The organism is Micromonospora sp. BRA006-A (assembly GCF_033433935.1).
Taxonomy (GTDB): Bacteria; Actinomycetota; Actinomycetes; order Mycobacteriales; family Micromonosporaceae; genus Micromonospora; species Micromonospora aurantiaca.
Window position 1 is genome coordinate 1,861,536 of the sequence record NZ_JANCLW010000001.1, and the last position, 26,278, is coordinate 1,887,813.

24 protein-coding genes are annotated in these 26,278 nt (G+C 71.5%); 14 read left to right on the forward strand and 10 right to left on the reverse strand.

Going from position 1 to position 26,278, the window contains the following annotated elements:
• Positions 1 to 888 precede the first annotated feature (888 nt).
• Positions 889 to 2,655: a ribonuclease Y gene (gene rny / locus NMK34_RS08990; protein WP_282313438.1), complete on the forward strand. Its 1,767-nt coding sequence runs from the start codon at positions 889 to 891 to the stop codon at positions 2,653 to 2,655.
• Between the two features lie 74 nt (positions 2,656 to 2,729).
• On the opposite strand, the gene NMK34_RS08995 is transcribed toward rny, so the two are convergent.
• The 4 genes from NMK34_RS08995 to NMK34_RS09010 all read right to left on the reverse strand — a co-directional run bounded on the left by NMK34_RS08995 (position 2,730) and on the right by NMK34_RS09010 (position 6,078).
• Positions 2,730 to 3,605 (reverse strand): amino acid ABC transporter permease, encoded by an 876-nt coding sequence (locus tag NMK34_RS08995; protein WP_318333003.1) that lies wholly within the window; start codon positions 3,603 to 3,605, stop codon positions 2,730 to 2,732.
• Positions 3,602 to 4,258 (reverse strand): amino acid ABC transporter permease, encoded by a 657-nt coding sequence (locus NMK34_RS09000; protein WP_013284735.1) that lies wholly within the window; start codon positions 4,256 to 4,258, stop codon positions 3,602 to 3,604. The genes NMK34_RS08995 and NMK34_RS09000 overlap by 4 nt, the downstream gene beginning before the upstream one ends.
• 78 nt (positions 4,259 to 4,336) lie before the next feature.
• Entirely contained in the window at positions 4,337 to 5,272 is a 936-nt protein-coding gene (locus NMK34_RS09005; RefSeq protein WP_013284736.1) for a glutamate ABC transporter substrate-binding protein, read from the reverse strand.
• Between the two features lie 50 nt (positions 5,273 to 5,322).
• Positions 5,323 to 6,078, reverse strand: a complete 756-nt coding sequence (locus NMK34_RS09010) for an amino acid ABC transporter ATP-binding protein (RefSeq protein ID WP_030269781.1) — start codon at positions 6,076 to 6,078, stop codon at positions 5,323 to 5,325.
• A gap of 199 nt (positions 6,079 to 6,277) precedes the next feature.
• On the opposite strand from NMK34_RS09010, the gene selD reads away from it, so the two are divergent.
• Together selD and NMK34_RS09020 are read left to right on the forward strand one after the other, a co-directional pair.
• On the forward strand, positions 6,278 to 7,267 hold the full coding sequence (selD, locus tag NMK34_RS09015; RefSeq protein ID WP_071096278.1) for a selenide, water dikinase SelD: 990 nt from the start codon (positions 6,278 to 6,280) through the stop codon (positions 7,265 to 7,267).
• 214 nt (positions 7,268 to 7,481) lie between these two features.
• The gene (locus NMK34_RS09020; RefSeq protein ID WP_013284739.1) at positions 7,482 to 7,961 is read left to right on the forward strand and encodes a hypothetical protein; all 480 of its coding nucleotides are present in this window, start codon (positions 7,482 to 7,484) and stop codon (positions 7,959 to 7,961) included.
• Positions 7,962 to 8,039: 78 nt separating this feature from the next.
• Here the strand turns inward: NMK34_RS09020 and NMK34_RS09025 are convergent, their stop codons facing one another.
• Complete coding sequence (locus tag NMK34_RS09025) at positions 8,040 to 8,267, reverse strand: DUF2277 family protein (protein ID WP_013284740.1); 228 nt, start codon at positions 8,265 to 8,267, stop codon at positions 8,040 to 8,042.
• Positions 8,268 to 8,319: 52 nt separating this feature from the next.
• On the opposite strand from NMK34_RS09025, the gene miaB reads away from it, so the two are divergent.
• A complete protein-coding gene (gene miaB / locus NMK34_RS09030; RefSeq protein ID WP_318333004.1) occupies positions 8,320 to 9,819 on the forward strand; it encodes a tRNA (N6-isopentenyl adenosine(37)-C2)-methylthiotransferase MiaB in 1,500 nt (499 codons plus the stop codon).
• A gap of 544 nt (positions 9,820 to 10,363) precedes the next feature.
• On the opposite strand, the gene mce is transcribed toward miaB, so the two are convergent.
• Positions 10,364 to 10,828, reverse strand: a complete 465-nt coding sequence (mce, locus tag NMK34_RS09035; protein WP_318333005.1) for a methylmalonyl-CoA epimerase — start codon at positions 10,826 to 10,828, stop codon at positions 10,364 to 10,366.
• Positions 10,829 to 10,890: 62 nt separating this feature from the next.
• On the opposite strand from mce, the gene NMK34_RS09040 reads away from it, so the two are divergent.
• The 3 genes from NMK34_RS09040 to NMK34_RS09050 all read left to right on the forward strand — a co-directional run bounded on the left by NMK34_RS09040 (position 10,891) and on the right by NMK34_RS09050 (position 13,647).
• Positions 10,891 to 12,084, forward strand: coding sequence for an acetyl-CoA C-acetyltransferase (locus tag NMK34_RS09040; protein ID WP_120573447.1), 1,194 nt, complete (start codon positions 10,891 to 10,893; stop codon positions 12,082 to 12,084).
• Positions 12,085 to 12,096: 12 nt separating this feature from the next.
• Positions 12,097 to 13,098 carry a methylmalonyl Co-A mutase-associated GTPase MeaB gene (gene meaB / locus NMK34_RS09045; protein ID WP_412098862.1) on the forward strand — a complete coding sequence of 334 codons (1,002 nt, stop codon included), beginning with the start codon at positions 12,097 to 12,099 and terminating at the stop codon, positions 13,096 to 13,098.
• A gap of 177 nt (positions 13,099 to 13,275) precedes the next feature.
• Positions 13,276 to 13,647 carry an Asp23/Gls24 family envelope stress response protein gene (locus NMK34_RS09050; protein ID WP_412098863.1) on the forward strand — a complete coding sequence of 124 codons (372 nt, stop codon included), beginning with the start codon at positions 13,276 to 13,278 and terminating at the stop codon, positions 13,645 to 13,647.
• Between the two features lie 15 nt (positions 13,648 to 13,662).
• On the opposite strand, the gene NMK34_RS09055 is transcribed toward NMK34_RS09050, so the two are convergent.
• Positions 13,663 to 14,079, reverse strand: coding sequence for a winged helix-turn-helix domain-containing protein (locus NMK34_RS09055; protein ID WP_030503874.1), 417 nt, complete (start codon positions 14,077 to 14,079; stop codon positions 13,663 to 13,665).
• 265 nt (positions 14,080 to 14,344) lie between these two features.
• Here NMK34_RS09055 and NMK34_RS09060 point away from each other — a divergent pair, with 265 nt between their 5' ends.
• The 4 genes from NMK34_RS09060 to NMK34_RS09075 all read left to right on the forward strand — a co-directional run bounded on the left by NMK34_RS09060 (position 14,345) and on the right by NMK34_RS09075 (position 17,449).
• A complete protein-coding gene (locus tag NMK34_RS09060; RefSeq protein WP_318336301.1) occupies positions 14,345 to 14,671 on the forward strand; it encodes a DivIVA domain-containing protein in 327 nt (108 codons plus the stop codon).
• A complete protein-coding gene (locus NMK34_RS09065) occupies positions 14,668 to 14,925 on the forward strand; it encodes a hypothetical protein (RefSeq protein ID WP_194800618.1) in 258 nt (85 codons plus the stop codon). Before NMK34_RS09060 ends, NMK34_RS09065 begins: the two co-directional genes overlap by 4 nt.
• 143 nt (positions 14,926 to 15,068) lie before the next feature.
• Entirely contained in the window at positions 15,069 to 15,794 is a 726-nt protein-coding gene (locus NMK34_RS09070) for a FadR/GntR family transcriptional regulator (protein WP_318333007.1), read from the forward strand.
• Between the two features lie 191 nt (positions 15,795 to 15,985).
• Entirely contained in the window at positions 15,986 to 17,449 is a 1,464-nt protein-coding gene (locus NMK34_RS09075) for a P1 family peptidase (RefSeq protein ID WP_318333008.1), read from the forward strand.
• 713 nt (positions 17,450 to 18,162) lie between these two features.
• Here the strand turns inward: NMK34_RS09075 and NMK34_RS09080 are convergent.
• The 3 genes from NMK34_RS09080 to NMK34_RS09090 form a co-directional block, all read right to left on the reverse strand.
• The gene (locus tag NMK34_RS09080; RefSeq protein ID WP_114918645.1) at positions 18,163 to 19,680 is read right to left on the reverse strand and encodes an ABC transporter substrate-binding protein; all 1,518 of its coding nucleotides are present in this window, start codon (positions 19,678 to 19,680) and stop codon (positions 18,163 to 18,165) included.
• A 124-nt stretch (positions 19,681 to 19,804) separates the two neighbouring features.
• Positions 19,805 to 20,764 (reverse strand): formylglycine-generating enzyme family protein, encoded by a 960-nt coding sequence (locus tag NMK34_RS09085; RefSeq protein WP_318333009.1) that lies wholly within the window; start codon positions 20,762 to 20,764, stop codon positions 19,805 to 19,807.
• Positions 20,765 to 20,771: 7 nt separating this feature from the next.
• Positions 20,772 to 21,860, reverse strand: coding sequence for a 3-isopropylmalate dehydrogenase (locus NMK34_RS09090; RefSeq protein WP_013475383.1), 1,089 nt, complete (start codon positions 21,858 to 21,860; stop codon positions 20,772 to 20,774).
• Between the two features lie 184 nt (positions 21,861 to 22,044).
• Here NMK34_RS09090 and NMK34_RS09095 point away from each other — a divergent pair, with 184 nt between their 5' ends.
• Genes NMK34_RS09095 through NMK34_RS09105 form a run of 3 tightly spaced genes read left to right on the forward strand, consistent with a single transcriptional unit; the run spans position 22,045 to position 26,266 of the window.
• Positions 22,045 to 23,571 carry a PLP-dependent aminotransferase family protein gene (locus NMK34_RS09095; protein WP_318333010.1) on the forward strand — a complete coding sequence of 509 codons (1,527 nt, stop codon included), beginning with the start codon at positions 22,045 to 22,047 and terminating at the stop codon, positions 23,569 to 23,571.
• Positions 23,572 to 23,582: 11 nt separating this feature from the next.
• Positions 23,583 to 24,827: a M20 family metallopeptidase gene (locus NMK34_RS09100; RefSeq protein ID WP_318333011.1), complete on the forward strand. Its 1,245-nt coding sequence runs from the start codon at positions 23,583 to 23,585 to the stop codon at positions 24,825 to 24,827.
• On the forward strand, positions 24,824 to 26,266 hold the full coding sequence (locus tag NMK34_RS09105; RefSeq protein WP_318333012.1) for an aldehyde dehydrogenase family protein: 1,443 nt from the start codon (positions 24,824 to 24,826) through the stop codon (positions 26,264 to 26,266). The genes NMK34_RS09100 and NMK34_RS09105 overlap by 4 nt, the downstream gene beginning before the upstream one ends.
• Positions 26,267 to 26,278: the final 12 nt, after the last annotated feature.

Consider the following 26,278-nt stretch of genomic DNA (forward strand, 5'->3'; position numbering starts at 1 on the left):
CCCGACCCACCCGCCCCGCCCCGCTCCCGCCCGCCCCAGCCCGCCCCGCTCCCGCCGCCCCAGCCCGGTTGATCATGAAGTTGACGGCACTTCCCGTCCGGTTTGTCCAGGCCAACTTCATGATCGAGCCCGTCAACCTCATGATCGTGCGGGGAGGGCGGGAGGGGCGGGGAGGGGTCGTCGCGCCTCCCTCGCCGGCGTGCCTGTGACGGCCCGGTTGGCCCGGCGCGGTGATCAAGGGGTTTGCGTCACCGGAGGGGCCGTGGGGTGACGTCAACTCCTTGATCGTGTGGGCAGGTGGCGGGCGGCGTCGATGGGGGAGGCGGCCTGAGCAGGTCGGGAGCGGCGAGCAGTGGCGCTGAGGGGCGGGGTTTGTCCTGGCCTGTCCGGCATCCGATAACCAGTGAGTGACGCCGTAACTTCTCTCCGTCCGGGTGGTTTGATCATGACTCCTTGACCGAACGGCCCCTCGCGACCTAGCCTCGCCATACAGGCTCACTTTGCCCGACCAGCGCAGGCTAAGCGCACAACATAGATCTCGTAACAGAACAGCATCACTTTGGCCAGCTACACCGGCCCTTGACGGAAGCTCCGGAACCTTTCGGAGCCTCCGACAACTGCAACCGGCCGCCAGCGGTGCCCCACGCGGGACACCGCCGACGGAAAGCTGCCCACAGCCAGCCGCTCCGGTCGGGCGTCCAGAGCCGCAGGCGCGTGTCCTTCGCGCGTGTCCTGCGGCGCCGACGTTCAGGGGGAGGCGGCCATGGCAGGGCGGCACAGGTTCACCGGCGGTCTGCCACACGGCCCCGACCCCGCATCGGCGGGCGACAGCCCGGCCACCGGGTATCGACGAGCCGGCGACGCCGGCCGGGCCGGCGGAGCGACTCGATGAGCGCCTTCGACGTCGTCCTCCTCCTGGTCGTGCTGCTGCTGGTCGTGGTGGTGGTCGGCGCCGTGCTGTTCGGCGTGCGTACCCTCAAGCGGCTCAGCCTGGCACCCGCGCCGGAGGATCCGGCCTTCATCGCGGAGAAGGACCGGCAGGAACAGTCCCTCGCGGCGTTGCGGACGGCCGCCGACGAGGTGAACAGCACCATCGACGTGGCCAAGTCCGCGGCGGCGGCGGCGCGCGCCGAGGCGGCCGCCGCCAAGGCGGAGGCGAAGGCGGCCCGGGCCGAGGCGCGGCGGGTGCTCGACGACGCCCGCGCCGAGGCCGACACGGTGCTGGAGCGGGCGCACAAGCAGGCCGAGGCGGACGCCGAGCAGTTGCGCGCCACCGCACGGCGCAGCGGCGAGCGGGAGGTGGCGGTGCTGGCCGCGACCACCCGGGAACAGGCGGCCGAGGTGGAACGCCGCGCCGCCCGGATGGACGAGCGGGAGCGGCTGCACACCGAGGAGGTGGAGCGGCTGGCCGAGCGGGAACGGCAGCTCACCGCCGCCACCGCGGCGCTCGCCGCCCGGGAGGCCGCCCTGACCGAACGCGAGCGGACGCTGACCGAGGTGGAGGAGCAGCGCCGCCGGGAGCTGGAGCGGGTGGCCGGCCTGACCGCCGACGCGGCCCGCGCCGAGCTTGTCGAGTCGATCGAGGGGCAGGCGAAGCGGGAGGCCGCGCTGCTGGTCCGGGAGATCGAGGCGGACGCCCGGGGCAGCGCCGAGCAGCGCGCCCGCAACATCGTCGTGGACGCCATCCAGCGGGTCGCCAGCGAGCAGACCGCGGAGAGCGTGGTCAGCGTGCTGCACCTGCCCGGCGACGAGATGAAGGGGCGCATCATCGGCCGGGAGGGCCGCAACATCCGCGCCTTCGAGTCGGTCACCGGCGTCAACCTGATCATCGACGACACGCCCGAGGCGGTGCTGCTGTCCTGCTTCGACCCGGTACGCCGCGAGGTCGGCCGGGTCACGCTGGAGAAGCTGGTCCTCGACGGCCGGATCCACCCGCACCGGATCGAGGAGGTCTACGACCTGGCCCGGCAGGAGGTCGAGGAGCTGTGCCTCCGGGCCGCCGAGGACGCGCTGGTCGAGGTCGGCATCACCGAGATCCACCCGGAGCTGGTCACCCTGCTGGGCCGGTTGCGCTACCGGACCTCGTACGGGCAGAACGTGCTCAAGCACCTGGTGGAGACCGCGCACATCGCCGGCGTCATGGCCGCGGAGCTGCGGCTGGACGTGCCGACGATCAAGCGGTGCGCGTTCCTGCACGACATCGGCAAGGCGCTCACCCACGAGGTGGAGGGCAGCCACGCGATCATCGGCGCGGACGTGGCCCGCAAGTACGGCGAGAGCGAGGACGTGGTGCACGCCATCGAGGCGCACCACAACGAGGTGCCGCCGCAGACCATCGAGGCGGTGCTGACCCAGGCGTCTGATGCCTGCTCGGGCGGGCGGCCGGGCGCGCGGCGGGAGAGCCTCGAGGCGTACGTCAAGCGGCTGGAGCGGATCGAGGAGATCGCGGCCGGGAAGCTGGGCGTGGAGAAGGTCTTCGCCATGCAGGCGGGCCGGGAGATCCGGGTGATGGTCAAGCCGGACGACGTGGACGACATCGGCGCGGCGGTGCTGGCCCGGGACGTGGCCAAGCAGATCGAGGAGGAGCTGACCTATCCGGGTCAGATCCGGGTGACAGTGGTGCGCGAGTCCCGGGTCACCGAGATCGCCCGCTAGACCGGCAAGACCGAGAACGGGCGGGTGGGGGAGAACCCCACCCGCCCGTTCCGTGTCCGTCGGACGACGTCAGCTCACAGCGGCGTGGCGCCGGTGCCACCGTCGGTCTGCGTGGCCGCCACCGGCTTGGCCGCGGTGCGCGGCAGCCGGGTCAGCCGCTTCTGCAGCCACCAGGCCAGCACCGACAGCAGGCCGCAGATGCTGATGTAGATGGCCGCGACGATCAGGTACGTCGGCACGTACGGCAGGCCGAACGCCAGCCGGCCGCCGATCTGCTTGCCCACGAAGAGCAACTCCGGGTACGTGATGATGAAGCCGAGCGCGGTGTCCTTGAGCAGGACGACGAGCTGGCTCACGATCGCCGGGAGCATCGACCGGAACGCCTGCGGCAGCAGGATCAGCCGCAGCACCTGGTTCTTGCGCATGCCGATCGCGTACGCGCCCTCGGACTGCCCGTACGGCACGGCGTTGATGCCGGCGCGGAAGATCTCCGCCAGCACCGAGCCGTTGTAGAGCGTCAACCCGATGACCAGCGCCCAGAACTTGTCGATCGGCCAGCCGTACTGGAGCGGCACGTAGTAGCCGAAGAAGATCAGGATCAGCAGCGGGATGGCCCGGAACAGCTCCACCACGAACGTGGCGGGAGCGCGGAACAACACCTTGTCGCTGAGCCGGGCACTGGCGAAGAACGCGCCGAACAGCAGTGCCAGCACGGTGGCGACGGCGGCGACCTTCAGCGTGGCCCAGAGGCCGTTCAGCAGCTCCCGCTGCACGGCCGTGTACTGGAACTGCTCCCACTTGCGGGCCTCGAACTGGCCGGTCTGGTTGAACTTGTAGACCACGAACGCGATCAGCGCGACGATCGCCGCGATCGAGACGATGCCGAGGATCCGGTTGCGCCTGCGGGCCTTCGGGCCGGGGATGTCGTAGAGGACGCTGCTGCTGCTCACCGGGCCACCGCCCACTTGCGCTCGAGGATCCGCTGGAGCACCACCAGCGGGATGATCAGGATCAGGAAGCCGATCACGATCCAGGTGAGCACGATGAACTGCGGCTCACCCCGTTCCGACATGTACGCCGGGATGGCGCCCGCTTCCAGCACGGAGAAGCCGGCGGCGATCGTGGTGTTCTTCAGCATGGCGATGAGCACGCTCATCATGGGCGGGACCATGGCCCGCAGCGCCTGTGGCAGCACGATCAGCGTCAGCACCTGGGCGAACGTCATGCCCAGCGCGCGGGCCGCCTCGGCCTGGCCGGTGGCGACCGTGTTCACGCCGGAGCGGACCACCTCGCAGATGAACGCCGAGGTGTAGGCGATCAGCGCGATGCAGGCGCTGTTGAAGTAGTCGATGTTGACGTCCAGCTTCGGCACCGCGAAGACGAGGAACGCGAACACCAGCGTCAGGGGAGTGTTGCGGACCAGGTTGACGTAGGTGGCGCCGAACGCCCGCAACGCGGGGACCGGTGACACCCGCATCGCGCCGAGCAGCATGCCGAGGACGAGACTGCCGACGCCGGCGATCAGGAACAGCTTGACGGTGTTGTAGAACCCCTCGCGGAACAGGCTCGCGTTGTCCGTCAGGACGCGGAAGAACTCGCCCATACCTCGCTCTCACTCTCTCCAGACGGGACCGGGCGGGGAGGAGGACCTCCCCGCCCGGTCCGACGTCGGTGCGGACCGTCAGTACCGCTCGAGCTGCGGCGGGGTGGCCGGCGAGCCGGACTTGCCGAGCGTGCCGTCGTAGATCTTCTTCCAGGTGCCGTCGGTGAACGCCGCCTCGATCTGGTCGTTCACGTAGTCACGCAGCGCCTTGTCGTCCTTGGGCAGGCCGATGCCGTACTTCTCGGTGCTGAACGGCTGGCCGACGACCTTGAGCTCGTCCGGGTTCTGCGCGGCGTAGCCCTTGAGGATGGCGTCGTCGGTGGTGACCGCGTCGACCTTCTTGTCGAGCAGCTGCGAGACGCACTCGGAGTAGGTCTTGAACTCGACGATGTTCTCGCCCTCGGTCAGGCCCTCGTCGCGGATCTTCTGGATCGGCGTGGAGCCGGTGGCCGAGCAGACCTTCTTGCCCTTGAGCGTGTCCTTGCCGGTGATCGACGACTCGTCCTTGCGGACCAGCAGGTCCTGGCCGGCGACGAAGTACGGGCCGGCGAAGGAGACGTCGTTCTTGCGCTTGTCGGTGATCGAGTAGGTGCCGACGTAGTAGTCGATCTCGCCGCCCTTGATCGCGGTCTCCCGGTTGGCGGACGCGATCTCCTTGTACTCGATCTTCGCCGGGTCGACGCCGAGCGTGCTGGCGACGTACTGGGCGATCTCGATGTCGAAGCCGCAGCGCTTGCCCTGGGCGTCCTTGTAGCCGAGGTTCGGCTGGTCGAACTTGACGCCGATGACGACCTTGCCGGCCGACTTGATCTTCTCGAAGGCCGGGCTGCCGGCGACGTTGGCGTCCGTCTTGGGGGTGAAGGTGACGCCCGAGCTGCTGCAGTTGTCGCCCTGCGCACCACCGCTGGCGTTGCCGCCGCCGCTGGGAGCGGGGTTCCCCTCCTTGCCGCAGGCGGCCGCGGACAGGGCGAGCGAGGCCATCATGGCCACCGCCGCCACGCGCTTGTAACGCATACTCATCTCCTTCTTCGACGGAGTCGACGGGACGACTCCACTACGGACGCTCAGTGGGTGAGGATCTTGGAGAGGAAGTCCTTGGCCCGCTCGCTGCGCGGGTTCGCGAAGAACTCGGCCGGCGGCGCGTCCTCGACCAGCTTGCCGTCGGCCATGAAGATGACCCGGTTGGCCGCGTGCCGGGCGAAGCCCATCTCGTGGGTCACCACGACCATGGTCATGCCCTCGCTCGCCAGCGACGTCATCACGTCCAGCACCTCGCCGACCATCTCCGGGTCCAGCGCGCTCGTCGGCTCGTCGAACAGCATCGCCTTGGGCTGCATGGCCAGCGCGCGGGCGATCGCCGCCCGCTGCTGCTGACCGCCGGAGAGCTGCGCCGGGTACTTGTCCGCCTGGTTGGCGATGCCGACGCGGTCCAGCAGGGCCAGGCCGCGCTCACGGGCCGCGGCCGGCTTCTCCTTGCGGACCTTGACCGGCCCCAGCGTGACGTTCTCCAGGATGGTCTTGTGCGCGAAGAGGTTGAACGACTGGAACACCATGCCGACCTCGCTGCGCAGCTTGGCCAGGGGCTTGCCCTCGGCCGGCAGCGCCTGCCCGTCGAACGTGATGGTGCCGTTGTCGATCGGCTCCAGCCGGTTGATGGTGCGGCAGAGCGTCGACTTGCCGGAGCCGGACGGGCCGATGACCACGACCACCTCGCCCCGGCCGACGGACAGGGACACGTCGTCGAGCACGTGCAGCGGCCCGAACCACTTGTTCACCCCGTCGAGCACGATCAGCGGGTCGCCCGTCGTCACGTCGTCCACCGTCCCTGTCGTCCATGGCGGAATTCGGGGGTCGGTCGACCCCCGGTTGGGCAACTGTAGGCGGGGTGATGTGGCAGATCGCAACTCAGATGGTCACGGAGCGGTAACACCGGTCACCGGCGTACCGGCCCGTCCGAATTTCGTCACCCGCCGGTGGGGCCGGGTGGCGCCGCCGGGGCAGGCCGGAGATCATAAGGCGGTGACCGACGCGATCCGGCTGACCGACTACGCACGTGGTGGCGGTTGCGCCTGCAAGATCCCACCCGGCGAGCTGGAGGCGATGGTCGCCGGTCTCGGTGCCACCGGCGGCTCGGCCGACCTGCTGGTCGGCCTGGAGAACGGCGACGACGCCGCGGTGGTCCGGCTGGACGAGCGTACGGGCCTGGTCAGCACCGCCGACTTCTTCACCCCGGTGGTCGACGACGCCTACGACTGGGGGCGGATCGCCGCCGCCAACGCGCTCTCCGACGTGTACGCGATGGGCGGCACCCCGCTCGTCGCGCTCAACCTGCTCTGCTGGCCGCGCGGCGTGCTGCCGCCGGAGATGGCCCGCGAGGTGCTGCGCGGCGGTCTGGACGTGGCCCGGGAGGCGAACTGCCACCTGGCCGGCGGGCACAGCGTGGACGACGACGGCCCGAAGTACGGCCTGGCGGTCACCGGCGTGGTCCGGCCGGAGGAGCTGATCACGCTCGACGCCGGGCGGGCCGGGCTGCCGCTGTCGCTGACCAAGCCGCTCGGCGTGGGCGTGCTCAACACCCGGCACAAGCAGACCGGGCAGCGCTTCCCGGAGGCGGTCGAGTCGATGGCCCGGCTCAACCGGGACGCCGCCCGCGCGGCGATCGCCGCGGGCATCCGCTGCGGCACCGACGTGACCGGCTTCGGCCTGCTCGGGCACGCCTCGAAGCTGGCCCGCGCGAGCCGCCTGACGGTGGCGATCGACGCGGCGGCGGTGCCGTACCTGCCCGGTGCGCGGGAGGCGCTGCGCGACGGGTACGTCAGCGGCGGCACCCGGCGCAACCTGGAATGGGTCACCCCGTGGACCGACTTCGGCGGCGCGGACGAGGGGGAGCAGCTGCTGCTGGCCGACGCGCAGACCTCCGGTGGCCTGCTGGTCGCCGGTGAGGTGCCGGGCGGCACTGTGATCGGCGAGCTGCTGCCGGCTTCGGAGCACCTGATCCGGGTGCGCTGAACCGCCGGATCCACGGCGCGGCTGGACCGTCGCCGCGGCACCGTACCCGATAAACTGTCATCTTCCAGCTACTCCGGGCAACGTCGCCCGAGGGAATTTTGCCCGGAATGGTCACAGACCGGTAACTTGCGCCCGGCTGAGGTCAAATGCACCCCACCATCGTCATTAAGGCCCGATCCGGAGGCCGGTGGAACGAGCGCAGCGAGGAGGCGGCATGACCGAGCTGTGGAACTGGAGAATCGACGGCGGCGAGCCGGTGGAGGTCTACCCGGCACTGGCCGAGGCGCTCGGCCGGGTGGTGATGCCCATGGCCGTCGCCGACCCGATGCGGCTCCCCGCGTACGCGGTGGTCTGCGACGTGTGGGAGGCGCCCGGGCTGTACGGCACCGTGGTCGACTGTTACGGGGTGCCCGAGAGCCTGTCCGAGCTGCCCGCGATCGCGGCGCTGGCCCGGCTGCTGGGCCGCAACTGCCTGATGCGCGACGACACGCTCGACGCCGGCCGGCACCTGCTGGTCGCGCCGGACGGCACCATCCGGCCGGTGCACTTCGACGTGGCCGACACCGACGACGGCGAGGTGCTCAGCCACCACCGGCTCTGCACCGTCGCCGACGCGCGCTGCCGGGGCTGGTCGCAGTGCCACCGCTCCCGCTGGGCCCCCGACACGGTCGCCCCGGCGCTCGCCGCCGCCTGAGCGCGGACGCCGGTCGGCACCCGTGACAGGTGCTCGCCGCCGTGTCCCCTCCGGCGGCGAGCGGTGGCGGCCGCGGGCTCAGCCCCGGGCCGCCGGCTGCTGCCCCCGCACCACGAGCTGGTCGAGCAGCGTCGCGGTGGCGGCGGCCACGGCGTCCACAGCGGCGTCGAACGCGGCCGCGTTGTGCGCGGCCGGGGTACGGAATCCGGAGATCTTCCGGACGTACTGCAACGCGGCGGCGCGGATGTCCTCCTCGGTCACCACCGGGACGTACGGCTCACGCAGGGTCTTGATGCTCCGGCACACGGCTACTCCTCGTTCGATCCGATCGGCTCCACCCGGATACGCTGTCCGGGTCATGACTACCGCAGCCGCGGGCAGCCCGCGCACCTACCAGGTGCGTACGTACGGCTGCCAGATGAACGTGCACGACTCCGAGCGCATCTCCGGCCTCCTCGAGGACGCCGGGTACGTGCGCGCCGCGGAGGCCGACGAGCAGCCCGACGTGGTGGTGTTCAACACCTGCGCGGTCCGGGAGAACGCCGACAACCGGCTCTACGGCAACCTGGGTCATCTGCGCCCCGTGAAGGCGAAACATCCCGGGATGCAGATCGCTGTCGGCGGCTGCCTGGCCCAGAAGGACCGCGGTGACATCGTCCGCAAGGCGCCCTGGGTGGACGTCGTCTTCGGTACGCACAACATCGGCTCGCTGCCGGCGCTGCTGGACCGGGCGCGGCACAACGCCGCGGCCGAGGTCGAGATCCTGGAGTCGCTGGAGGTCTTCCCCTCCACGCTGCCGACCCGGCGCGAGTCGACGTACGCCGGGTGGGTCTCGATCTCCGTCGGCTGCAACAACACGTGCACGTTCTGCATCGTGCCCTCCCTGCGCGGCAAGGAGAAGGACCGCCGCCCCGGCGACATCCTCTCCGAGGTCCGCGCGCTGGCCGACTCCGGCGTGCTGGAGGTGACGCTGCTCGGGCAGAACGTCAACTCGTACGGCGTCGAGTTCGGCGACCGGTACGCGTTCGGCAAGCTGCTGCGCGCCTGCGGCGACATCGACGGGCTGGAGCGGGTGCGGTTCACCAGCCCGCACCCGAAGGACTTCACCGACGACGTGATCGCCGCGATGGCCGAGACGCCCAACGTCTGCCACTCGCTGCACATGCCGTTGCAGTCCGGCTCGGACGACGTGCTGCGCGCGATGCGCCGCTCGTACCGGTCGGAGCGTTACCTGGGGATCATCTCCAAGGTCCGGGCGGCGATGCCGGACGCGGCGATCACCACCGACATCATCGTCGGCTTCCCCGGCGAGACCGAGGCCGACTTCGCCCGCACGCTCGACGTGGTACGGGAGGCGCGGTTCTCCTCGGCGTTCACGTTCCAGTACTCCAAGCGTCCCGGCACCCCGGCCGCCACGATGGACGGGCAGCTGCCCAAGCAGGTCGTGCAGGAGCGCTACGAGCGGCTGATCGCCTGCGTCGAGGAGATCACCTGGGCGGAGAACAAGAAGCTCGTCGGCGAGACCGTCGAGGTGCTGGTGGCGGTCGGCGAGGGCCGCAAGGACGAGCGCACCGGCCGGATGTCCGGCCGGGCCCGCGACGGCCGGCTCGTGCACTTCGCCACCGGTGAGCTGGCCGGGCGGATCCGCCCCGGCGACATCGTGCACACAGTCGTCACGTACGCCGCCCCGCACCACCTCAACGCCGACGGCGCGCCGCTGGCGCACCGGCGCACCCGGGCCGGGGACGCGGCCGAGGCGGGACAGGTTCCGCGTACCCCAGGGGTGCTGCTCGGCCTGCCGACGATCGGCGCACCGGCCGTCCCGCCCGCCCCGGTAGGCGGCTGCGCCGCCCACTGACCCGATGTAAGGAAGGGCCCCCTTTTAACACTCGGTGGGCGGTTTCAAGGGGTCGTTGCAACACGTTGGCTAGTCGGTGACGGCTAGGAGCTTAGCGAGGCGCTCGGCTGGGGTGTCCCAGCCGAGCGTTTTGCGTGGGCGGCCGTTGAGTTCGGCGGCGACGGTGGCGAGGTGGTCGGGGCTGTGGACGGCCCGGTGCGCGCCGCGGACACCGTGCCCCGACGACCCCCTACCGGCGGCGTGACCAGCGGCGCGATCAACGCCCATTGCGCATCGGTCAGATCACCGGGATACCGCCGCCGCGCCGCCCGTTCCCGCTCCCGCCGAACCCGCTGCGGCGGATAACGGCGGGGCGAAGCGGACTGCGCATCGACGATCGGGTACAACGACATCAGAAGGCCCTCGGCACGGAAACGGTTGGCTCGACACCACCGGACCTACCGAGGGCCTTCCCTCACCTCCAACACGACACGCCGCCCAACCCCACCACTTCTCAAACGCTCACTTAACAGACGTCTGTTAAGAAGGGGCCCTTCCTTGCATCTCAGGCGGGCTGGACCAGCTCGATCAGCACGCCGCCGGCGTCCTTGGGGTGCACGAAGTTGACCCGGGAGTCCGACGTGCCACGCCGGGGTGCGTCGTAGAGCAGCCGGACGCCGCGCTCACGCAGCGCCGCGCAGGCCACGTCGATGTCCGCCACCGTGTACGCCACCTGCTGGATGCCGGGACCGCGCTTGTCCAGGAACTTGCCGATCGTGGTGTCCGGGGACAGCGGCGCGAGCAGCTGCACCATGCCGCCGGAGGCGTCCGGGCCGACCGTGAGCATCGCCTCACGTACGCCCTGCTCGTCGTTTGTCTCGGTGTGCACGCAGCGCATCCCGAACGTGCGCTGGTAGAAGTCGATCGCGGCGTCCAGGTCGGCCACGGCGATCCCGACGTGGTCGATGCGGCGCAGGCCGATGTCTGTGACAAACTCGGCAGCGGGCTCGATGGGGGAGTTCTCAGCCATGACGCTAGTCTGACCGAACAATCGTTAAGGCGTACAGGTCGGCACCCCCTCGGAGGCAGGCAATGGCTTCGGTGATCGTCAGCGGCGCGCGGACCCCCATGGGGCGCCTGCTGGGCAACCTCAAGGACCTCCCCGCGACCAGGCTCGGTGGCATCGCGATCAAGGCGGCCCTGGAGCGCGCCGGCGTCGCGCCCGAGCAGGTCCAGTACGTGATCATGGGTCAGGTGCTCCAGGCCGGCGCCGGGCAGATCCCGGCCCGGCAGGCGGCCGTCGAGGCCGGCATCCCGATGTCCACCCCGGCGCTGACCATCAACAAGGTCTGCCTCTCCGGGCTGGACGCGATCGCGCTCGCCGACCAGCTCATCCGGGCCGGTGAGTTCGACGTCGTGGTGGCCGGCGGCATGGAGTCCATGACCAACGCCCCGCATCTGCTGCTCGGGCAGCGCTCCGGCTACAAGTACGGCGACGTGACGGTCAAGGACCACATGGCCCTCGACGGCCTCACCGACGCCTGGGACTGCTGCTCGATGGGCGAGTCCACCGAGCGGCACGGCGCGAAGCACGGCATCACCCGCGAGGAGCAGGACGCGTTCTCCGCGGCCAGCCACCAGCGCGCCGCCGCCGCGCAGAAGAACGGCCACTTCGGCGACGAGATCACCCCGGTGGTCATCCCGCAGCGCAAGGGCGACCCGCTGGTGATCAGCGAGGACGAGGGCATCCGCCCGGACACCACCGCCGAGTCGCTCGGCAAGCTGCGTCCCGCCTTCACCAAGGACGGCACCATCACCGCCGGCAGCTCCTCGCCGATCTCCGACGGCGCGGCCGCCGTGGTCGTGATGAGCAAGGCCAAGGCCAAGGAGCTGGGCCTGACCTGGCTGGCCGAGATCGGCGCCCACGGCAACGTGGCCGGCCCGGACAACTCCCTGCACTCGCAGCCCTCTAACGCGATCAACCATGCCCTGAAGAAGGGCGGCCTGAGCATCGAGGACCTCGACCTCATCGAGATCAACGAGGCGTTCGCCGCAGTGGGCATCCAGTCCACCCGTGACCTGGGCATCAGCCCCGACAAGGTCAACGTCAACGGCGGCGCGATCGCGCTCGGCCACCCGATCGGCATGTCCGGCGCCCGCCTCGTACTCACGCTCGCGATGGAGCTGAAGCGGCGCGGCGGCGGCACCGGCGCGGCGGCGCTCTGCGGCGGTGGCGGGCAGGGCGACGCGCTGATCATCCACGTGCCGAACGGCGCCGAGAGCTGATTGCTGATACCTGTGAACGATGCACAGAACGCCCCGGCGGCGGCCACCGGCCCGGTGCGCCGCAGCCGGGACGTACCCATGCTGGTGGAGCGGGCCCGCGCGGGTGACCCCCGCGCGGTGGCCCGCCTGATCACCCTGGTCGAGTCCGGCGACGAGGTGCTGCCGCAGGTGGCGGCGGCGCTCGCGCCGTACGCCGGGCACGCCCAGGTGGTCGGCCTGACCGGCTCGCCCGGCGTGGGCAAGTCGACCACCACGAACGAGCTGGTCCGGGCACTGCGGGCGCGCGGGCACCGGGTCGGCGTGCTGGCGATCGACCCGTCCAGCCCGTTCACCGGTGGTGCGATCCTCGGTGACCGGGTCCGGATGCAGGACCACGCGACCGACCCGGGCGTCTACATCCGCTCGATGTCCAGCCGGGGCCACCTGGGCGGGCTCTCGGCGGCGACGCCGCAGGCGGTGCGGGTGCTGGAGGGTGCCGGCTGCGACGTGGTGCTGGTCGAGACCGTCGGCGTCGGGCAGGCCGAGGTGGAGGTGGCCTCGCTGGCCGACACCACGCTCGTGCTGCTCGCGCCGGGCATGGGCGACGCGATCCAGGCCGTGAAGGCCGGCATCCTGGAGATCGCCGACGTCTTCGTGGTCAACAAGGCCGACCGGGACGGCGCGGACGCCACCGTCCGCGACATCCAGGGCATGATCGCGCTGGGCGAGCGCGGGCCGGGGGAGTGGCGTCCGCAGGTGGTGCGCTCGATCGCCGCCCGTGCCGAGGGCATCGACGACATCGCCGCCGCGATCGACAAGCACCGCGACTGGCTGGAGCGCCACGGCGAGCTGCGCCGCCGCCGGGAGGCGCGGGCCGCCGCCGAGATAGAGGCCATCGCGCTGGGCGTGCTGCGCGCCCGGATCGGCTCACTGCGCGACGGTACGCAGCTCCCGACGCTCGCCGCGAAGGTGGCCGAGGGCGCGATCGACCCGTACGCCGCGGCGGAGGAGCTGCTCTCCCAGCTGGGCTCCTGACCCACCCTCCGCCCCCGCCTCCACCGCTCCCCGCGATCTTGCAGTTGCGGCCCCGGGCACGCCTGCTTCGCGGCTTCTGCCGGGGCCGTAACTCCATGATCGACGGTCGATGTACGCTCCCTCGGACGAGGGAGGGTGGGGCGCGTGGAGCACGACGCTACTCAGGAGCTGCCGGCGATGCCTGGGACCGTGGCGGGCGGGAGCACTTCGGTCTCGGACGAGGTGGTCGAGAAGATCGCGGTGGCCGCCGCGAAGTCGGTGCCCGGGGTTGCCGAGCTGGGTGGCGACATCGCCCGCTTCTTCAACGCCGTGCTGGACCGGGTCGGGCTGGAGCAGGTCGGGGACGCGCGGCGCGGCTGCTCGGCGCACGTCAGCGACGGGTCGGCAGTGGTCAACCTCGTCCTCGTGATCGACGCCGGGTACCCGGTGCCGCAGGTGACGGGCGAGGTCCGGGCCGCGGTGGCGTCCGCGATCGAGGCGTACGGGCTGCGAGCCGCCGAGATCAACATCAAGGTCGACGACGTGGCGATGGGTACGCCCACCGTCTGACGAGCGCCGCCCGGCTCAGTCGTGTGCCGGGCGGGTCAGCTCCACCTCATCGCCCGGCAGCAACTCCACGTCGCCCTCCGGGCCGTGGATCTCGAGCACCGGTACGCCCTCGTCCAGCAGCATGTTCCGGCGCTCGGCGCCGGTAGGCATCCGCGCGACGACTCTCGCGCCCGCGGCCAGCTCCACCTGCCTGCGCTGCGGCGTCTCCCGGACCCGCGTGCCGAGCGGACGGCTTGTGGTGACGAGCCCTTCCGATCGCAGCAGCGAAATCGCCATCCGGACCGCGTCGCGGCCGATCTGGTGCTCCTGGCTGAGCCGCGACTCGCTACCGACGCTCGCCCCGGGCGGCAGCGCGCCCGATTCGATCTGCTCTCGGATCAGGTCGGCGAGCTGGACGTAGACCGGCGTGTGCGAGCGCGGATCGATGGTCATGACGTAAGCCTTGTGCCCCGGTAGATCTGATCCATCAAGGCCTTATGGCAATGATGGATTGTAGCCATGTTGGATTCTTGCTATGGTCGGAGCGTGTTCGCGCGGTAACCGGCGGACATGACTCCTTCGAGTGCGCTCAATCTCGACTGCCCCGGTGCCGTACCGCGAAGTGACGCTGCGGTGGCGGGGCGGGCGGGTCCGCCCGCGCGCGGCGGGCGGGTGGTCCCGCCCTTCCAGTCCCTTCGACCACGAGAGGCAGGTGTTCGTGCGGTGGAACCTCCGGTGGCCCGGTCGGCGCGCGCGAGCCGGTCGCGGAACCACCCCGCCGGGTTGCTACCGGGCGGCCAACTACACGCCGTTGCGCCCCTGGCAGGTGCGGGAACGGCGGTTCCGGACGACTCGGCTGGGCCGGCGCGGGCTCGACCCGGCCGAGGTGCACGAGTTCCTCGACCGGGTGGCGCTCGACCTGGCCGACGTCTACCGGGCGCTCGGCGTCAGCCGGGAGGAGACCGCGCGGGTCCGGGACGCGCTGCGGTGCTGGCAGTCCGAGCAGGCGCAGAGGCGGATGAACGCGGGAGCGTACCGTCGATGAGTTCCCGCGAGCGGTTCGTCATCCACCTGCCGGTCGTCGCCGGTGACCTGGCCGGCGCCGTGCGCCTGGCCCGGGTCGTCGCCCGCTGGTCCGGTGTGCTCGCCCAGGCAGACCCGGGCGAGACCACCGTCTCGGCCGAGGACGAGCAGGGCGTACGCCATCGGGTCTTCTGCGATCTGCGGATGGGCGACGGCCGGCGCTGCCTGCTGCGGGCCGACCACGACGGCCCGTGCGCCCGCCGGCTGCTCCGGTGACCCGCCGCGCGGCCTGCGCACTCGTCGTGGCGGGCAGGGGCTGACCACCGCGCGGGTCGATGCACCGTACCGTTGTTCCCAGCGGCGCGAGGCCGCCGTGCGTCGGGAGGTTCGCCATGCCGAAGGGTGTCTCGTTCGCGCCAGTGCGCACCGTGAGGGCGTACGAGGGGATCGTCCGGCAGGTCGAGGAACGGATCGCCGCCGGGGATCTGCGGCCGGGGGACCGCCTGCCGAGCGAGCGCGAGCTGACCACGCAGTTCGACGTCAGCAGGTCCACGGTGCGTGAGGCGCTGCGTGTGCTGGAGAGCAGCGGCCTGGTCCGCTCGCGCCCCGGTGACCCGCTCGGGCCGCAGGTGATCGCCTCGACCGCCTCGGCGATGCGCAAGCTGTTCGCCCGGGTCGTGGACAGCCGGCGGCTCGGCGTGGCGGAGCTGCTCCAGTTCCGGATGATCATCGAGTCGGCGGCGGGATCGGTCGCCGCCCGGCTGGTGTCACCGTCCGAGTTGGACGAGCTGGAGCAGGCGCTGACGGGCATGCGCGACGCGGTCGCCGAGGGATACGAGGCGTTCAGCGCGGCGGACCTCCGCTTCCACGAGCACGTCGCCCGGCTGTCCGGGAACGAGCTGCTCGTGCTCTGCCTCGACGCGGTCCGGAGCATGGTGCTGGACCTGATCTCGACCAAGCTCGCCCAGGCTCCGGACCCGGAGGCCCTGATGGAGCGCACGCTCGCGCACCATCGGCGCGTCATCGACGCGATGCGGGCGGGCGAGGCCGACGAGGTGGCCCGGTTGACCCGCAAGGAGCTGCACCACTACTACGCCGAGTACGTGCCGGAGGCGCGGCGCTCGATGGTGGACGTATTGCTCTGAATCCGCCTGATGTGGCCTGACCTCGGATTATCCGAGGCGGTCATCAGCTGAGCTGGCTCTTCCCTTCAACTGGTCTGACCAGTAGCCTCCCCCACATCTCGTCGTGTACCACGGGGGACCACCAGTTGCCCAATGCATCGACCGCCCCGGATCGGGGCGGAGGTCGCACCGCTTCACATGGGAGAAGCTGCATGAAGTCGTCCAGATTCGCCGCGTTCGCCGCGGCAGCCCTGGTCTGTCCGGGACTCGTGCTCGTCGGGTCGCCCGCGTCGGCCAACCCCGCCGCCGGTGCCCCGGGCGCCCACAACGCCATCACCGACGTCCCCGGCATCCAGGTCGGCCAGGTCCAGTCCGACACCGCTCCGTACCTGACCGGCACCTCGGTCGTCTACATGCCGCAGATGTCCGTGGCGAGTGTGGACCAGCGTGGTGGCGCCCCCGCCACCAAGGAGACCGACCTGCTCAGCCCGCTGAACTCGAACCCGGGCGTCAACGCGATCCAGCTCGGCGGCAGCAGCATGTACGGGCTGTCGGCCACCAACGGCATCATCCGCTGGCTGGAGGACCGCGGTGAGGGCGTACGCGTCGGCGCCGGCGGCGTCGCCCCGATCGTGCCGGCCGCGGACATCTTCGACCTCGGCCGGGGCGGTGACCCGAAGGCCCGCACCTCCGCCGAGTGGGGTTACCTCGCGGCACAGGCCACCTCGGACGGTCCCGTTCGCCAGGGCGGCGTCGGCGGTGGCACCGGTGCCCGTGGCGGCGGCATGCGCGGCGGCGTCGGCACCGCGAGCGTCCACCTCGGCGACGGCATCTACGTCGGCGCGATGGTGATCGTCAACCCGGCCGGCTCCCCGGTCGACCCGGCCGACTGCACCCTGTACGGCGTCAAGTACGGCATCGGCAACGAGTTCGCCGGGTACAAGGCTCCCAAGAAGAAGGAGTGCAACCCGCCGACCCCGCCGGCCGCCGCCGCCGAGCAGCCGGCGAACACCACTATCGCCGTGGTCGCCACCAACGCCCCGCTGGAGAAGGCCGCCGCGCAGCGCATGTCCGGCAACGCGCACGACGGCATGGCCCGCGCGATCAGCCCGATCCACACGCTCGGCGACGGTGACACCGTGTTCGCGGTGTCCACCGGCAAGGGCGAGGCGCTCCAGATCAACGACCCGGCCGACAGCCGCCAGCTCAACGCCATCTTCAACGCCGGCGCCAGCACACTCGCCCGTGCCATCGCCAAGGCGGTCCTGTCGTCCGAGAGCATCGGCAACACCACCAGCTACTGCGACCGCTACCCCTCGGCCTGCAAGGGCATGAAGCAGCTCAAGCAGTGGCGTACGCAGGGCAACGCCCCGGACGTGACGCCGGAGACCTTCGCCGCGGCGACCCAGGCGCTGGCCCAGACCCCGGTCCCCGCGCCGGCCGGTGCCGACAACGGCAAGGGCAAGGACAAGCCCAAGCCCAAGGCCGCCCCGGCGGGCAACACCACTGAGCAGGAGTCGCAGAACGGCATGGTTCTCGCCTCCGGTAACACCGGTGGCCCCACGCTCTCCACGGGTGTGACCACGGGCCTGCTGGCCGCCGCCATCCTCGGTGTCGGCCTGCTGGGGATGCACCTGCGGGGACGCCGCCGGACGCCCTCCACCCGGCTCAGCTGACACGCACGCTGTCTCACCTCGCGCCGGCACCGTAGGCGCGTGACGATCGAGGCGGGTTCCGTCCACCCGGACGGAGCCCGCCTCGCGTCGTTCCAGCCCGCCGGCCGGTGGCTCGTCCGCGCTCGGTGCAGCCCCGCCGATCTTGGACTTGTGGCACCTCACACAGCTCGCTTACAGGACATCCCAGGCGCCACAACTCCAAGATCGACGCACCGGGGCGTTCAAGGCCGACCCACTTGGCAGCACGTCAGCCCTTCGGCTTGCCGAGGGGAGCCGGAATGAGCTGCCCTCGGCGGCTCGCTGCGTCGCGCCGGGGCGAACGCAGAGGCCGCACTCTGGGCCTGGACGTGGTCGTCGGCGGGGCGGTAGGCGTCCGCCCGCAGGTCAGCCCTCGCTCGGCAGTGCGTTGTGTCGACGCCCCGCGGTCTCGGCCACGCAGGCAGCTCGCCTCGACTGTGTCCGTCCCCTGTGTGCAGATCAGGACTCCCGGGCATCCCCGGCTCTCCTAACCCGGCGATCTTGCACTTGGTGCCCCGGCGAAAGGTGTCAAATTCCCCGCGCCAGGGGCCGCAAGTGCAAGATCGCGGGAGCGGGGAGCGGGGAGCGGGGAGCGGGGAGCGGGGAGCGGGGAGCGGGGAGCGGGGAGCGGGGGGATGAGCAGAAGGACCTGGAGGGCGGAAGCCCACCAGGTCCTTCTGTGTTCGTGGAGCTGATTACTTCTTGGACACCTTGGTGACGTCGAAGGACTGGGTCACCGCGTCCTTCGGGTAGCCCTCGACGCCGTCGCGGATCACCGCGAGGTTCGGCAGCAGGAACAGCCAGTCGCTGGCGGCCTCCTGCGAGATGACCTTCGCGGCCTCGGCGAACTTCTTGTCCCGGGTCGCCGCGTCCAGAGCCGTGTCGGCCTCGTTCATGAGCTGCGTGACGGCCGGGTTCTTGTAGCGGTAGTAGTAGTCCGGCTGGCCGTAGCGGACCAGGTCACGCGGCTCGACGTGGGCGATGATCGACAGGTCGTAGTTGGCCTTGCCGAGCACCTTGTCGAGCCACTGCGGCATCTCGACGTTGTTCTGGGTCACCTTGATGCCGACCTCCGCGAGCTGCGAGGCGACGAACTGCGCGGAGGCGCGGGCGTAGCCGGGCGGCGGGACGTCCATGGTCAGGGTGAGCCCGCCCGCGTGACCGGCCTCGGCGAGCAGCTGCTTGGCCTTGGCGGGGTCGTGCGGGAAGTCGCCGGTGCGGTCCTCGTACCACGGGTCGCTCGGCGGCACCATGCTGCCGATCTTCGTGCCGTAGCCGGACCAGACGGTCTTGATGAGCGCGTCGTGGTCGATCGCGTGGCGGATGGCCTGGCGCACCCGGGCGTCGGCCAGCGGGCCCTTGGCGTTGTTCATCGCCAGGACGACCTCACCGGTCGTCTTGCCCTCGACCACCTCGAACTGCTTGTTGCCCTTGAACACCTCGAGCAGCTGCGGCGCCTGGATGTTCGCCACGATGTCGAGCTGACCGGAGAGCATCGCGTTGTTCAGCGCGTTGGCGTCGGTGATGTACCGGAAGACGGCGGTGCCGACCTTGGCCTTCTCACCCCAGTAGCCGTCGTTGCGCACCAGCGTGATGCTGTCGCCGCGGTTCCACTTGTCGAACTTGAACGGGCCGGTGCCGTTCGGCTTCGTGCCCAGGTCGGTGGCGTTCTCCTTGAGGACCACGCCGACGCGGCCGGCGACGTCGAACAGCCAGCTCTGGCTGGGCCGGGACAGCGTCACGTCCACGGTGGAGGCATCCGGCGCCTCGACGGTCTTCACGACTGTCATCTGCGACTTGAACGGATTCGTCGAGCCCTCGGCGGTGACCCGCTTGAAGCTCCACACCACGTCCTGCGCGGTGAGCTTCTGGCCGTCGTGGAAGGTCACGCCGTCGCGCAGCTTGAACGAGTACTTGGTGCCGTCGTCGGACACCTTCCACTCGCTGGCCAGTAGCGGCTCCACCTCGCCGGTGCCGGCGTTCTGGCGCACCAGGCCCTCGTACACGTTGTAGAGCAGGACCTGCGGGATCGCGGCGCCGGCCTCGGCGGTCAGGTCGAGGCTCACCGGCTCGAGGTAGGCACCGAGGGTGACCGTACCGTTGCCGGAACCACCGCCGGTGGCGGTCTCCGAGTCGCCGTCGCTACTGCACGCGGTCAGAGCCAGCGCCGTGGCGAGCAGCACGGCGGGCAGCGTTATCTTCAGCCGATTCATTCGTGTGTCCCATCGCGAAGAACGCCAAGGGCGCTCGTAGCCTGTGAGGCGGGACACTATGAGCGTGGTACCCGATGCAAAAGGGCCAGTTCAGCGGGGTCGGCAGGTACCAATCAGCGTCCGGCTACCGGGCCACCCGGAACCCGGTGTTGCCGGTCGACGAGTCGACGGTGGTCCGACTCCGTGCTGCCACGCGGTATCGGTTGCAGTAGGAGTCGTGGCACAGGTACGAACCACCCCTGATGACGCTCTCACCTGATGAGATGCGGCCGCGGTGGTCGCGCCAGGGTTCGGCCGTGAGTTCCCAAACGTTGCCCGCGACGTCGTAGAGGCCGTAGCCGTTCGGCGGAAACGTGGTCACCGGAGAGGTGCCGGCGAACCCGTCCTCAGCGGTGTTGACAGCGGGGAAGGCGCCCTGCCAGATGTTGCAGCGGTGCCGCCCGTCCGGGGTCAGTTCGTCGCCCCAGGCGTAGCGGGCCTGGGACAGGCCGCCGCGCGCCGCGTACTCCCACTCGGCCTCGGTCGCCAGCCGGGTGCCGGACCAGCGGCAGTACGCCTCGGCGTCCCGGTGCGAGACGTGCACGACGGGATGCTGCTCGCGCCCGCGTACGTCCGACCCGGGTCCGTCCGGAGCGGCCCAGTACGCCCCCTCGACGGCCAGCCACCACGGCGCCTGCGGCACCGACGCGTCGAGCACGTACGGGTGCGCGGACGGCACCAGGAGCAGGTGGAAGACGAACGACCAGCCGTACCGTTCCGCATCCGTGCGGTAGCCGGTGGCGTCGACGAAGCGGGCGAACTGCCGGTTCGTCACCGGCGTCGCGGCGATCTCGAACGGGCCCACCGTCACCGGGCGGACCGGTCCCTCCAGATCCTCCGGGAAGCCCTCCGGGTCGTCGGTGCCCATGAGGAAGGTGCCGCCGGGCAGCGCGATCAGGTCGTCCGTACCCCCGTGTGGTGAGCGGACGGTGCTCGCCCCCGCCGCGGCGCCGGTGCCGGCGGCGGGCGGGCGTCTCGGCGCGCAACACGGCGACGGCGGGGGAGTGCCCCCGCCGTCGTCCGGATCGACCGGTCCGGTGCTCACATCCGTGTCACGCCGGCAGGGCGTCCGCCTGGTACGCGCCCTCGCCGATGACGGCGGCGACGGCGTCGCCGAAGTCCTCGGTCGACATGCCCATCTCCGGCCCGCGCATGGCGCCCAGGCGCGGCAGCACCGCCTTCACCCCGTCCTCCAGGCTGCGGGCCGCCTCCGGGTGACCCAGGTGCTCCAGCATCAGCGCGGCGCTGAGGATCGACCCGGCGGGGTTCGCCCAGCCGCGGCCCGCGATGTCCGGTGCGGAACCGTGCACCGGCTCGAACATGCTCGGCGCCGACCCGGTCGGGTTGAGGTTGCCGCTGGCGGCCAGGCCGAGACCGCCCTGCACGGCGGCGCCCAGGTCGGTGATGATGTCGCCGAACAGGTTGTCGGTGACCACCACGTCGAACCGCTCCGGCTGCGTCACCAGGTAGAGGCACATCGCGTCGACGTGTACGTAGTCCACAGCGATGTCCGGATACTCCGCCGAGACCTCCTCGAAGGTCCGCTGCCACAGGTCGCCGGCATAGGTGAGGATGTTCGCCTTGTGCACCAGCGTGACGTGCTTACGGCGGCCCAGGGCCAGCCGGAAACCGTGCCGGATGAGGCGCTCGACGCCCTTGCGGGTGTTCACCGACTCCTGGGTGGCGATCTCGTCCGGCCCGCCGCGGTGGATGAAGCCTCCGGCGCCGACGTACGCGCCCTCGGTGTTCTCCCGCAGGATCACCAGGTCGCACTGCTCGGGGCGCAGCCCGCCGATGGGCGTGGGCACGCCTGGCAGCAGCTTGACCGGCCGCAGGTTCACGTACTGGTCGAACGCGGTCCGCAGGTGGATGACCAGGCCGCGTTCCAGCACGCCGGGCGGCACCGACGGGTCGCCGACGGCGCCGAAGAGAATGGCGTCCGCCTTCGCCAGTTCCTGTTCCACGTCCGGCGGCACGACCTGGCCGGTTATCCGCCAGTAGTCCGCGCCGAGTTCGTAGTCCTCCCAGACCAGGTCGATCCCGAACCGTCGGGCGGCGGCGTCGCACGCCTTGACCGCCTGCGCGGTGACCTCCGGTCCGATGCCGTCGCCGGGCACCAGCGCGATTCGCTGGGCGCTCATGAGTCCACCCCTGTCCGCGTGCAGGAGACCGTCACCTGCCATCGCCCGGCCAAGCGTGGCGGGAACGGGCCCTCCGCAACAGGTCCAGGTCTCCGGCTAGGCTAGTACCAGCGGGACGCACAGGGCGTGTGCAGGGCGTACGACGACGGGACGAGGCGAGACCCCCGCGGGGTGGGAGGTCGAGGTGGCGGATTTCCTGCTGCCGGTCAACCCGCAGAGCACGGTTCCGCTCTACGAGCAGATCATCACCGGGCTCGAGGACGCCATCCTCGCGGGGCAGTACGACGACGGCCCGCTGCCGAGCACGCGCCGCCTGGCCGAGGCGCTCGGCGTCTCCCGGAACACCGTGCTGACCGCGTACGACCGGCTCATGGAGCAGGGTCTGATCGTGACCGTCCCGCGGCGCGGTCTCTACGTCTCCCCCGACGCGGTGGTGCGGATGCGGGCCGCGCGGCGGACCGCCCGCTCGCCGATGCAGCCGATCGACTGGGCGGCGCGGCTGCCGGAACCGCCGCCGACGCCGGTGCACCGGGATCCGGCCTGGGCGCGGGCACCGTTCCCGTTCGTGGTCGGCCAGCCCGACCCGTCCATGTTCCCGATCGGCGCGTGGGAACGGGCGCAGCGTGAGGCGCTGCGGCAGGACGGGCTGTCCCGGGTCATCGGCGACGCCGGCCAGGCCGACGACCCGGAGCTGGTGCGTCAGCTCTGCGAGCACGTGCTGCCCGCGCGCGGCATCTCCGCCCACCCGGACCAGGTGATGATCACGCTGGGTTCGACGCACGCGTTGCACCTGCTGGCGAGCGTCCTCGTCCGGCCGGGCAGCGTGGTGCTCGTCGAGGATCCCGGCTACCCGGACGCGCGGACGATCATGCAGATGGCCGGCGCCGACGTGGTGCCCGGCCGGGTCGACGAGGACGGCCTCGTCGTCGAGGATCTGCCGGCCGACCTGCACGGCGCCCAGCTCGTGTACGTCACGCCGAGCCACCAGTACCCGACCGGCGCGACCATGTCGGCGTCCCGCCGTGAGGAGCTGCTGCGCCGGGCCGGCGCGGCGGACGCGGTCGTGATCGAGGACGACTACGACCCGGAGATGACGTTCCGGGGGATGCCCGCGGTGGCGGTGCGGGCGCTCGACGACGAGGACCGCGTGGTCTACCTCGGCAGCTTCAGCAAGCTGCTGGCGCCGGGCCTGCGGCTCGGTTACGTGGTGGCGTCCCCGGCGCTCGTGGACGCCATGCGGGCCCGCTCCCGCTACGTGCTGCGCCACCCGCCCGGCCCGATGCAGCGTGCCCTCGCCCAGATGATCGCCAGCCGCGACCTGGCCCGCCACGTGCGCCGCGTCCGCGCCCACTACCTGGGGCTGTACGAGGAGATGGTGCGGGCGGTCGAGCGGCACGTGCGCTGGGGGCCGCAGCCGGTGCCGCGCGGCGGGCTGGCCCGGTGGATCACCGGCCCGCCGGGGCTGGACGCCGGCGAACTCGCCCGCGAGCTGCGCCGGCAGGGTGTCCTGCTGGACCCGGGCGCGCCGTACTGGGCCACCCGGCCGGCACCGCGTCACCACCTGCGCCTGGGGTACCAGGTGATGCCGCTGGACCGCATCGAGGAGGGCGTGCGGCGGGTCGTCGAGGCCGTAGAAGACCAGGTCCGGCCAGGGCTGGTACCCCCACCGGCCCGGAAACTGGACGTTCCCCTCCGGGGGCGGAGTTCGTAACCTCCGACGCCATGACGTCGGACACCCACGCCTCCCTCCGCGCCGGCCATCTCGTGGACGAACAAGCCGTCGTGTCGCTCACCCAGGACCTGGTCCGCATCCCCTCGACCTGGGACGCGGGCCGAGGGCGTAGCGAGCAGCCAGTGGCGGAACTCGTCGCGCAGGTCATGCGGGGATTCGGCTGGCGGCCGGAGGTCACCAAGGTCGTCCCCGGGCGCCCCAACGTCGTCGCGGTGGTGGACGGCGGCCTGCCCGGCCCGACGCTGATGTTCGAGGGGCACACCGACGTCGTCACCGAGGGCGCTCCCGAGGAGTGGACCGTCGACCCGTTCGGCGGCGACATCGTCGACGGGCGGCTGTACGGTCGCGGCTCCGCCGACATGAAGGCCGGTGTCGCCGCGATGATCCACGCGACCCGGGCGGTCGAGCTGGCCGGGCCGTTCCCGGGCCGGATCGTGGTGGCGGCCCTGGTGGACGAGGAGGGCCAGATGCTCGGGGCGAAGCACTTCACCACCACCGCGCTGGCCCGCGAGGTGGACGCCGCGATCATCTGCGAGCCGGAGGCGGAGGAGATCTGCGCGGTCGCCAAGGGCGCGGTCCGGCTGCTTGTCACCTGCACCGGCAAGATGGCGCACGGCGCGATGCCGCAGCACGGCCGCAACCCCGTACCGGCGGTGGCCGAGCTGGTCGCCGCGCTCGGCCGGTACCAGAGGGAGCTGCAGGCCGCCCCGGGTGAGCACGAGCACCTCGGCCTGACGTACCTGACCCCCACGGTCCTGGACGCCGGCTCCGCCGACCAGCTCAACGTCATCCCCGGCCGCGCCGTCCTCGGCGTGGACTGCCGGACCGTACCCGCTGTCGACCACGCCGCGCTCGCCGCGCGGGTCCGCGCCGACGCCGACGCCATCGGCGCCCGGCACGGTGTCATCTTCGCCGTCGAGGTCGTCGACGACCGGCCGTGCGCGGTGACCCCGGAGGACCACCCGATCTCGCTCGCCGTGGCCGACGCGCACCGCACCGTCACCGGCGCCGAGCCCGTCTTCGGCGGCGTGCCCGGCGCGACCGACGGCACCATCCTGTGGCGCGACAGCGGCATCCCCAACGTGGTGTACGGCCCCGGCCCGAAGTGGATCGCCCACCAGCCCGACGAGTACGTCGAGGTCGACGACATCGTCCGCAAGACGAAGGTCTACGCCGAGGCGGCGCTGGCCTTCCTCACCGGTGCCACCGGCGCCCGGACGGGTGCGGCGTCGTGACCGCGCAGGAGCTGCTGACCGCGCTGCCCGCCGGCCTGCCGATCGGCGCGGGCTGGACCAGCACCGCACAGACCGCGCCGGTCCGCTTCCCGTACGACGGCAGCACCGTCACCCAGGCGCCGTGGGGGGACCCCGGTGACGCGGAGGCCGCTGTCGAGGCCGCGCAGGGGGTCGCCGCGGAGATGGCCGGGCTGCCCGGCCACCGGCGGCGCGCGATCCTGACGGCAGTCGCCGCCGAGGTGCGCGCCCGCGCCGGCGCGCTGGCCGAGCTGCTGGTACTGGAGACCGGCAAGCCGCTCGTGGACTGCCGGGTCGAGGTCGCCCGCACGCAGGTCACGCTGGAGACGGCCGCCGAGGAGGTCGGGCACCTGACCGGCGAGACGGTGGCGCTGGACATGCAGCCGGCCGGCGAGGGCATGCTCGGTTTCTGGGTACGCCGCCCGGTCGGTGTCGTCGTCGGCATCACCGGGTTCAACTACCCGCTGCTCCTGGCCGCCCACAAGGTCGCGCCGTCGGTCGCGGCGGGCTGCCCGGTCATCGTCAAGCCGGCGCCGAACACGCCGCTGGCCACGCTGGTGCTGGTCGACCTGTTCCGCAGGGCGGGCTGCCCGGCCGCCGGGGTCCAGCTCGTCACCGGCGGCGTCGAGGTCGGCAAGCTCCTGACCACGCACCCCGGCGTCGCCGCCGTGTCGTTCACCGGGTCCGCGCACGTCGGCCACCAGATCGCCCGCGCCGCGGCCCCGCGCAAGGTGCTGCTCGAACTCGGGTCCAACGCGGCGCTCGTCGTCGGCCGCGACGCCGACCTGGACCGGGCCGCCGAAGCAGTGGTACGCGGCGGGTTCTACGCCTCCGGCCAGGCGTGCATCAGCGTGCAGCGGGTGATCGTCGAGGAGCCGGTCCGCGAGGCGCTGCTGGACCGCCTCCGGCCGCTGCTGGCCTCGGTCACCACCGGCGACCCCCGGTCCGCCGGCACCCGCGTGTCCGCCCTGGTGGACGAGGTGTCCACCGAGCGGGTCCACTCGTGGGTGGACCGCGCGGTCGCCGCCGGGGCGCGCTGCCTGGCCGGCGGTACGGCACAGGGCCGGGTGCTGCAACCGACGGTGCTCGTCGACGTCCCCGAGGACGCCGAGTGCTGGGCGGAGGAGATCTTCGGGCCGGTGGTCTGCGTCCGGTCGGTGCCCGACATGGACGCCGCCGTCGAGCTCGTCAACAGATCCCGGTACGGGCTCCAGGCCGCCGTCTTCACCCGCGACCTGGCGGTGGCCCTCGATGTCGTACGCCGTCTCGACGTCGGCGGGGTGCTCGTCAACGAGGTGCCCGGCTTCCGCGCCGACAACATGCCGTACGGCGGCGTCAAGGACTCCGGCATCGGCCGGGAGGGACCGCGCTTCGCCATGGAGGAGCTGACCGTGACCAAGATGGTGATGATCAGGCCATGACTCGGAGTGGGA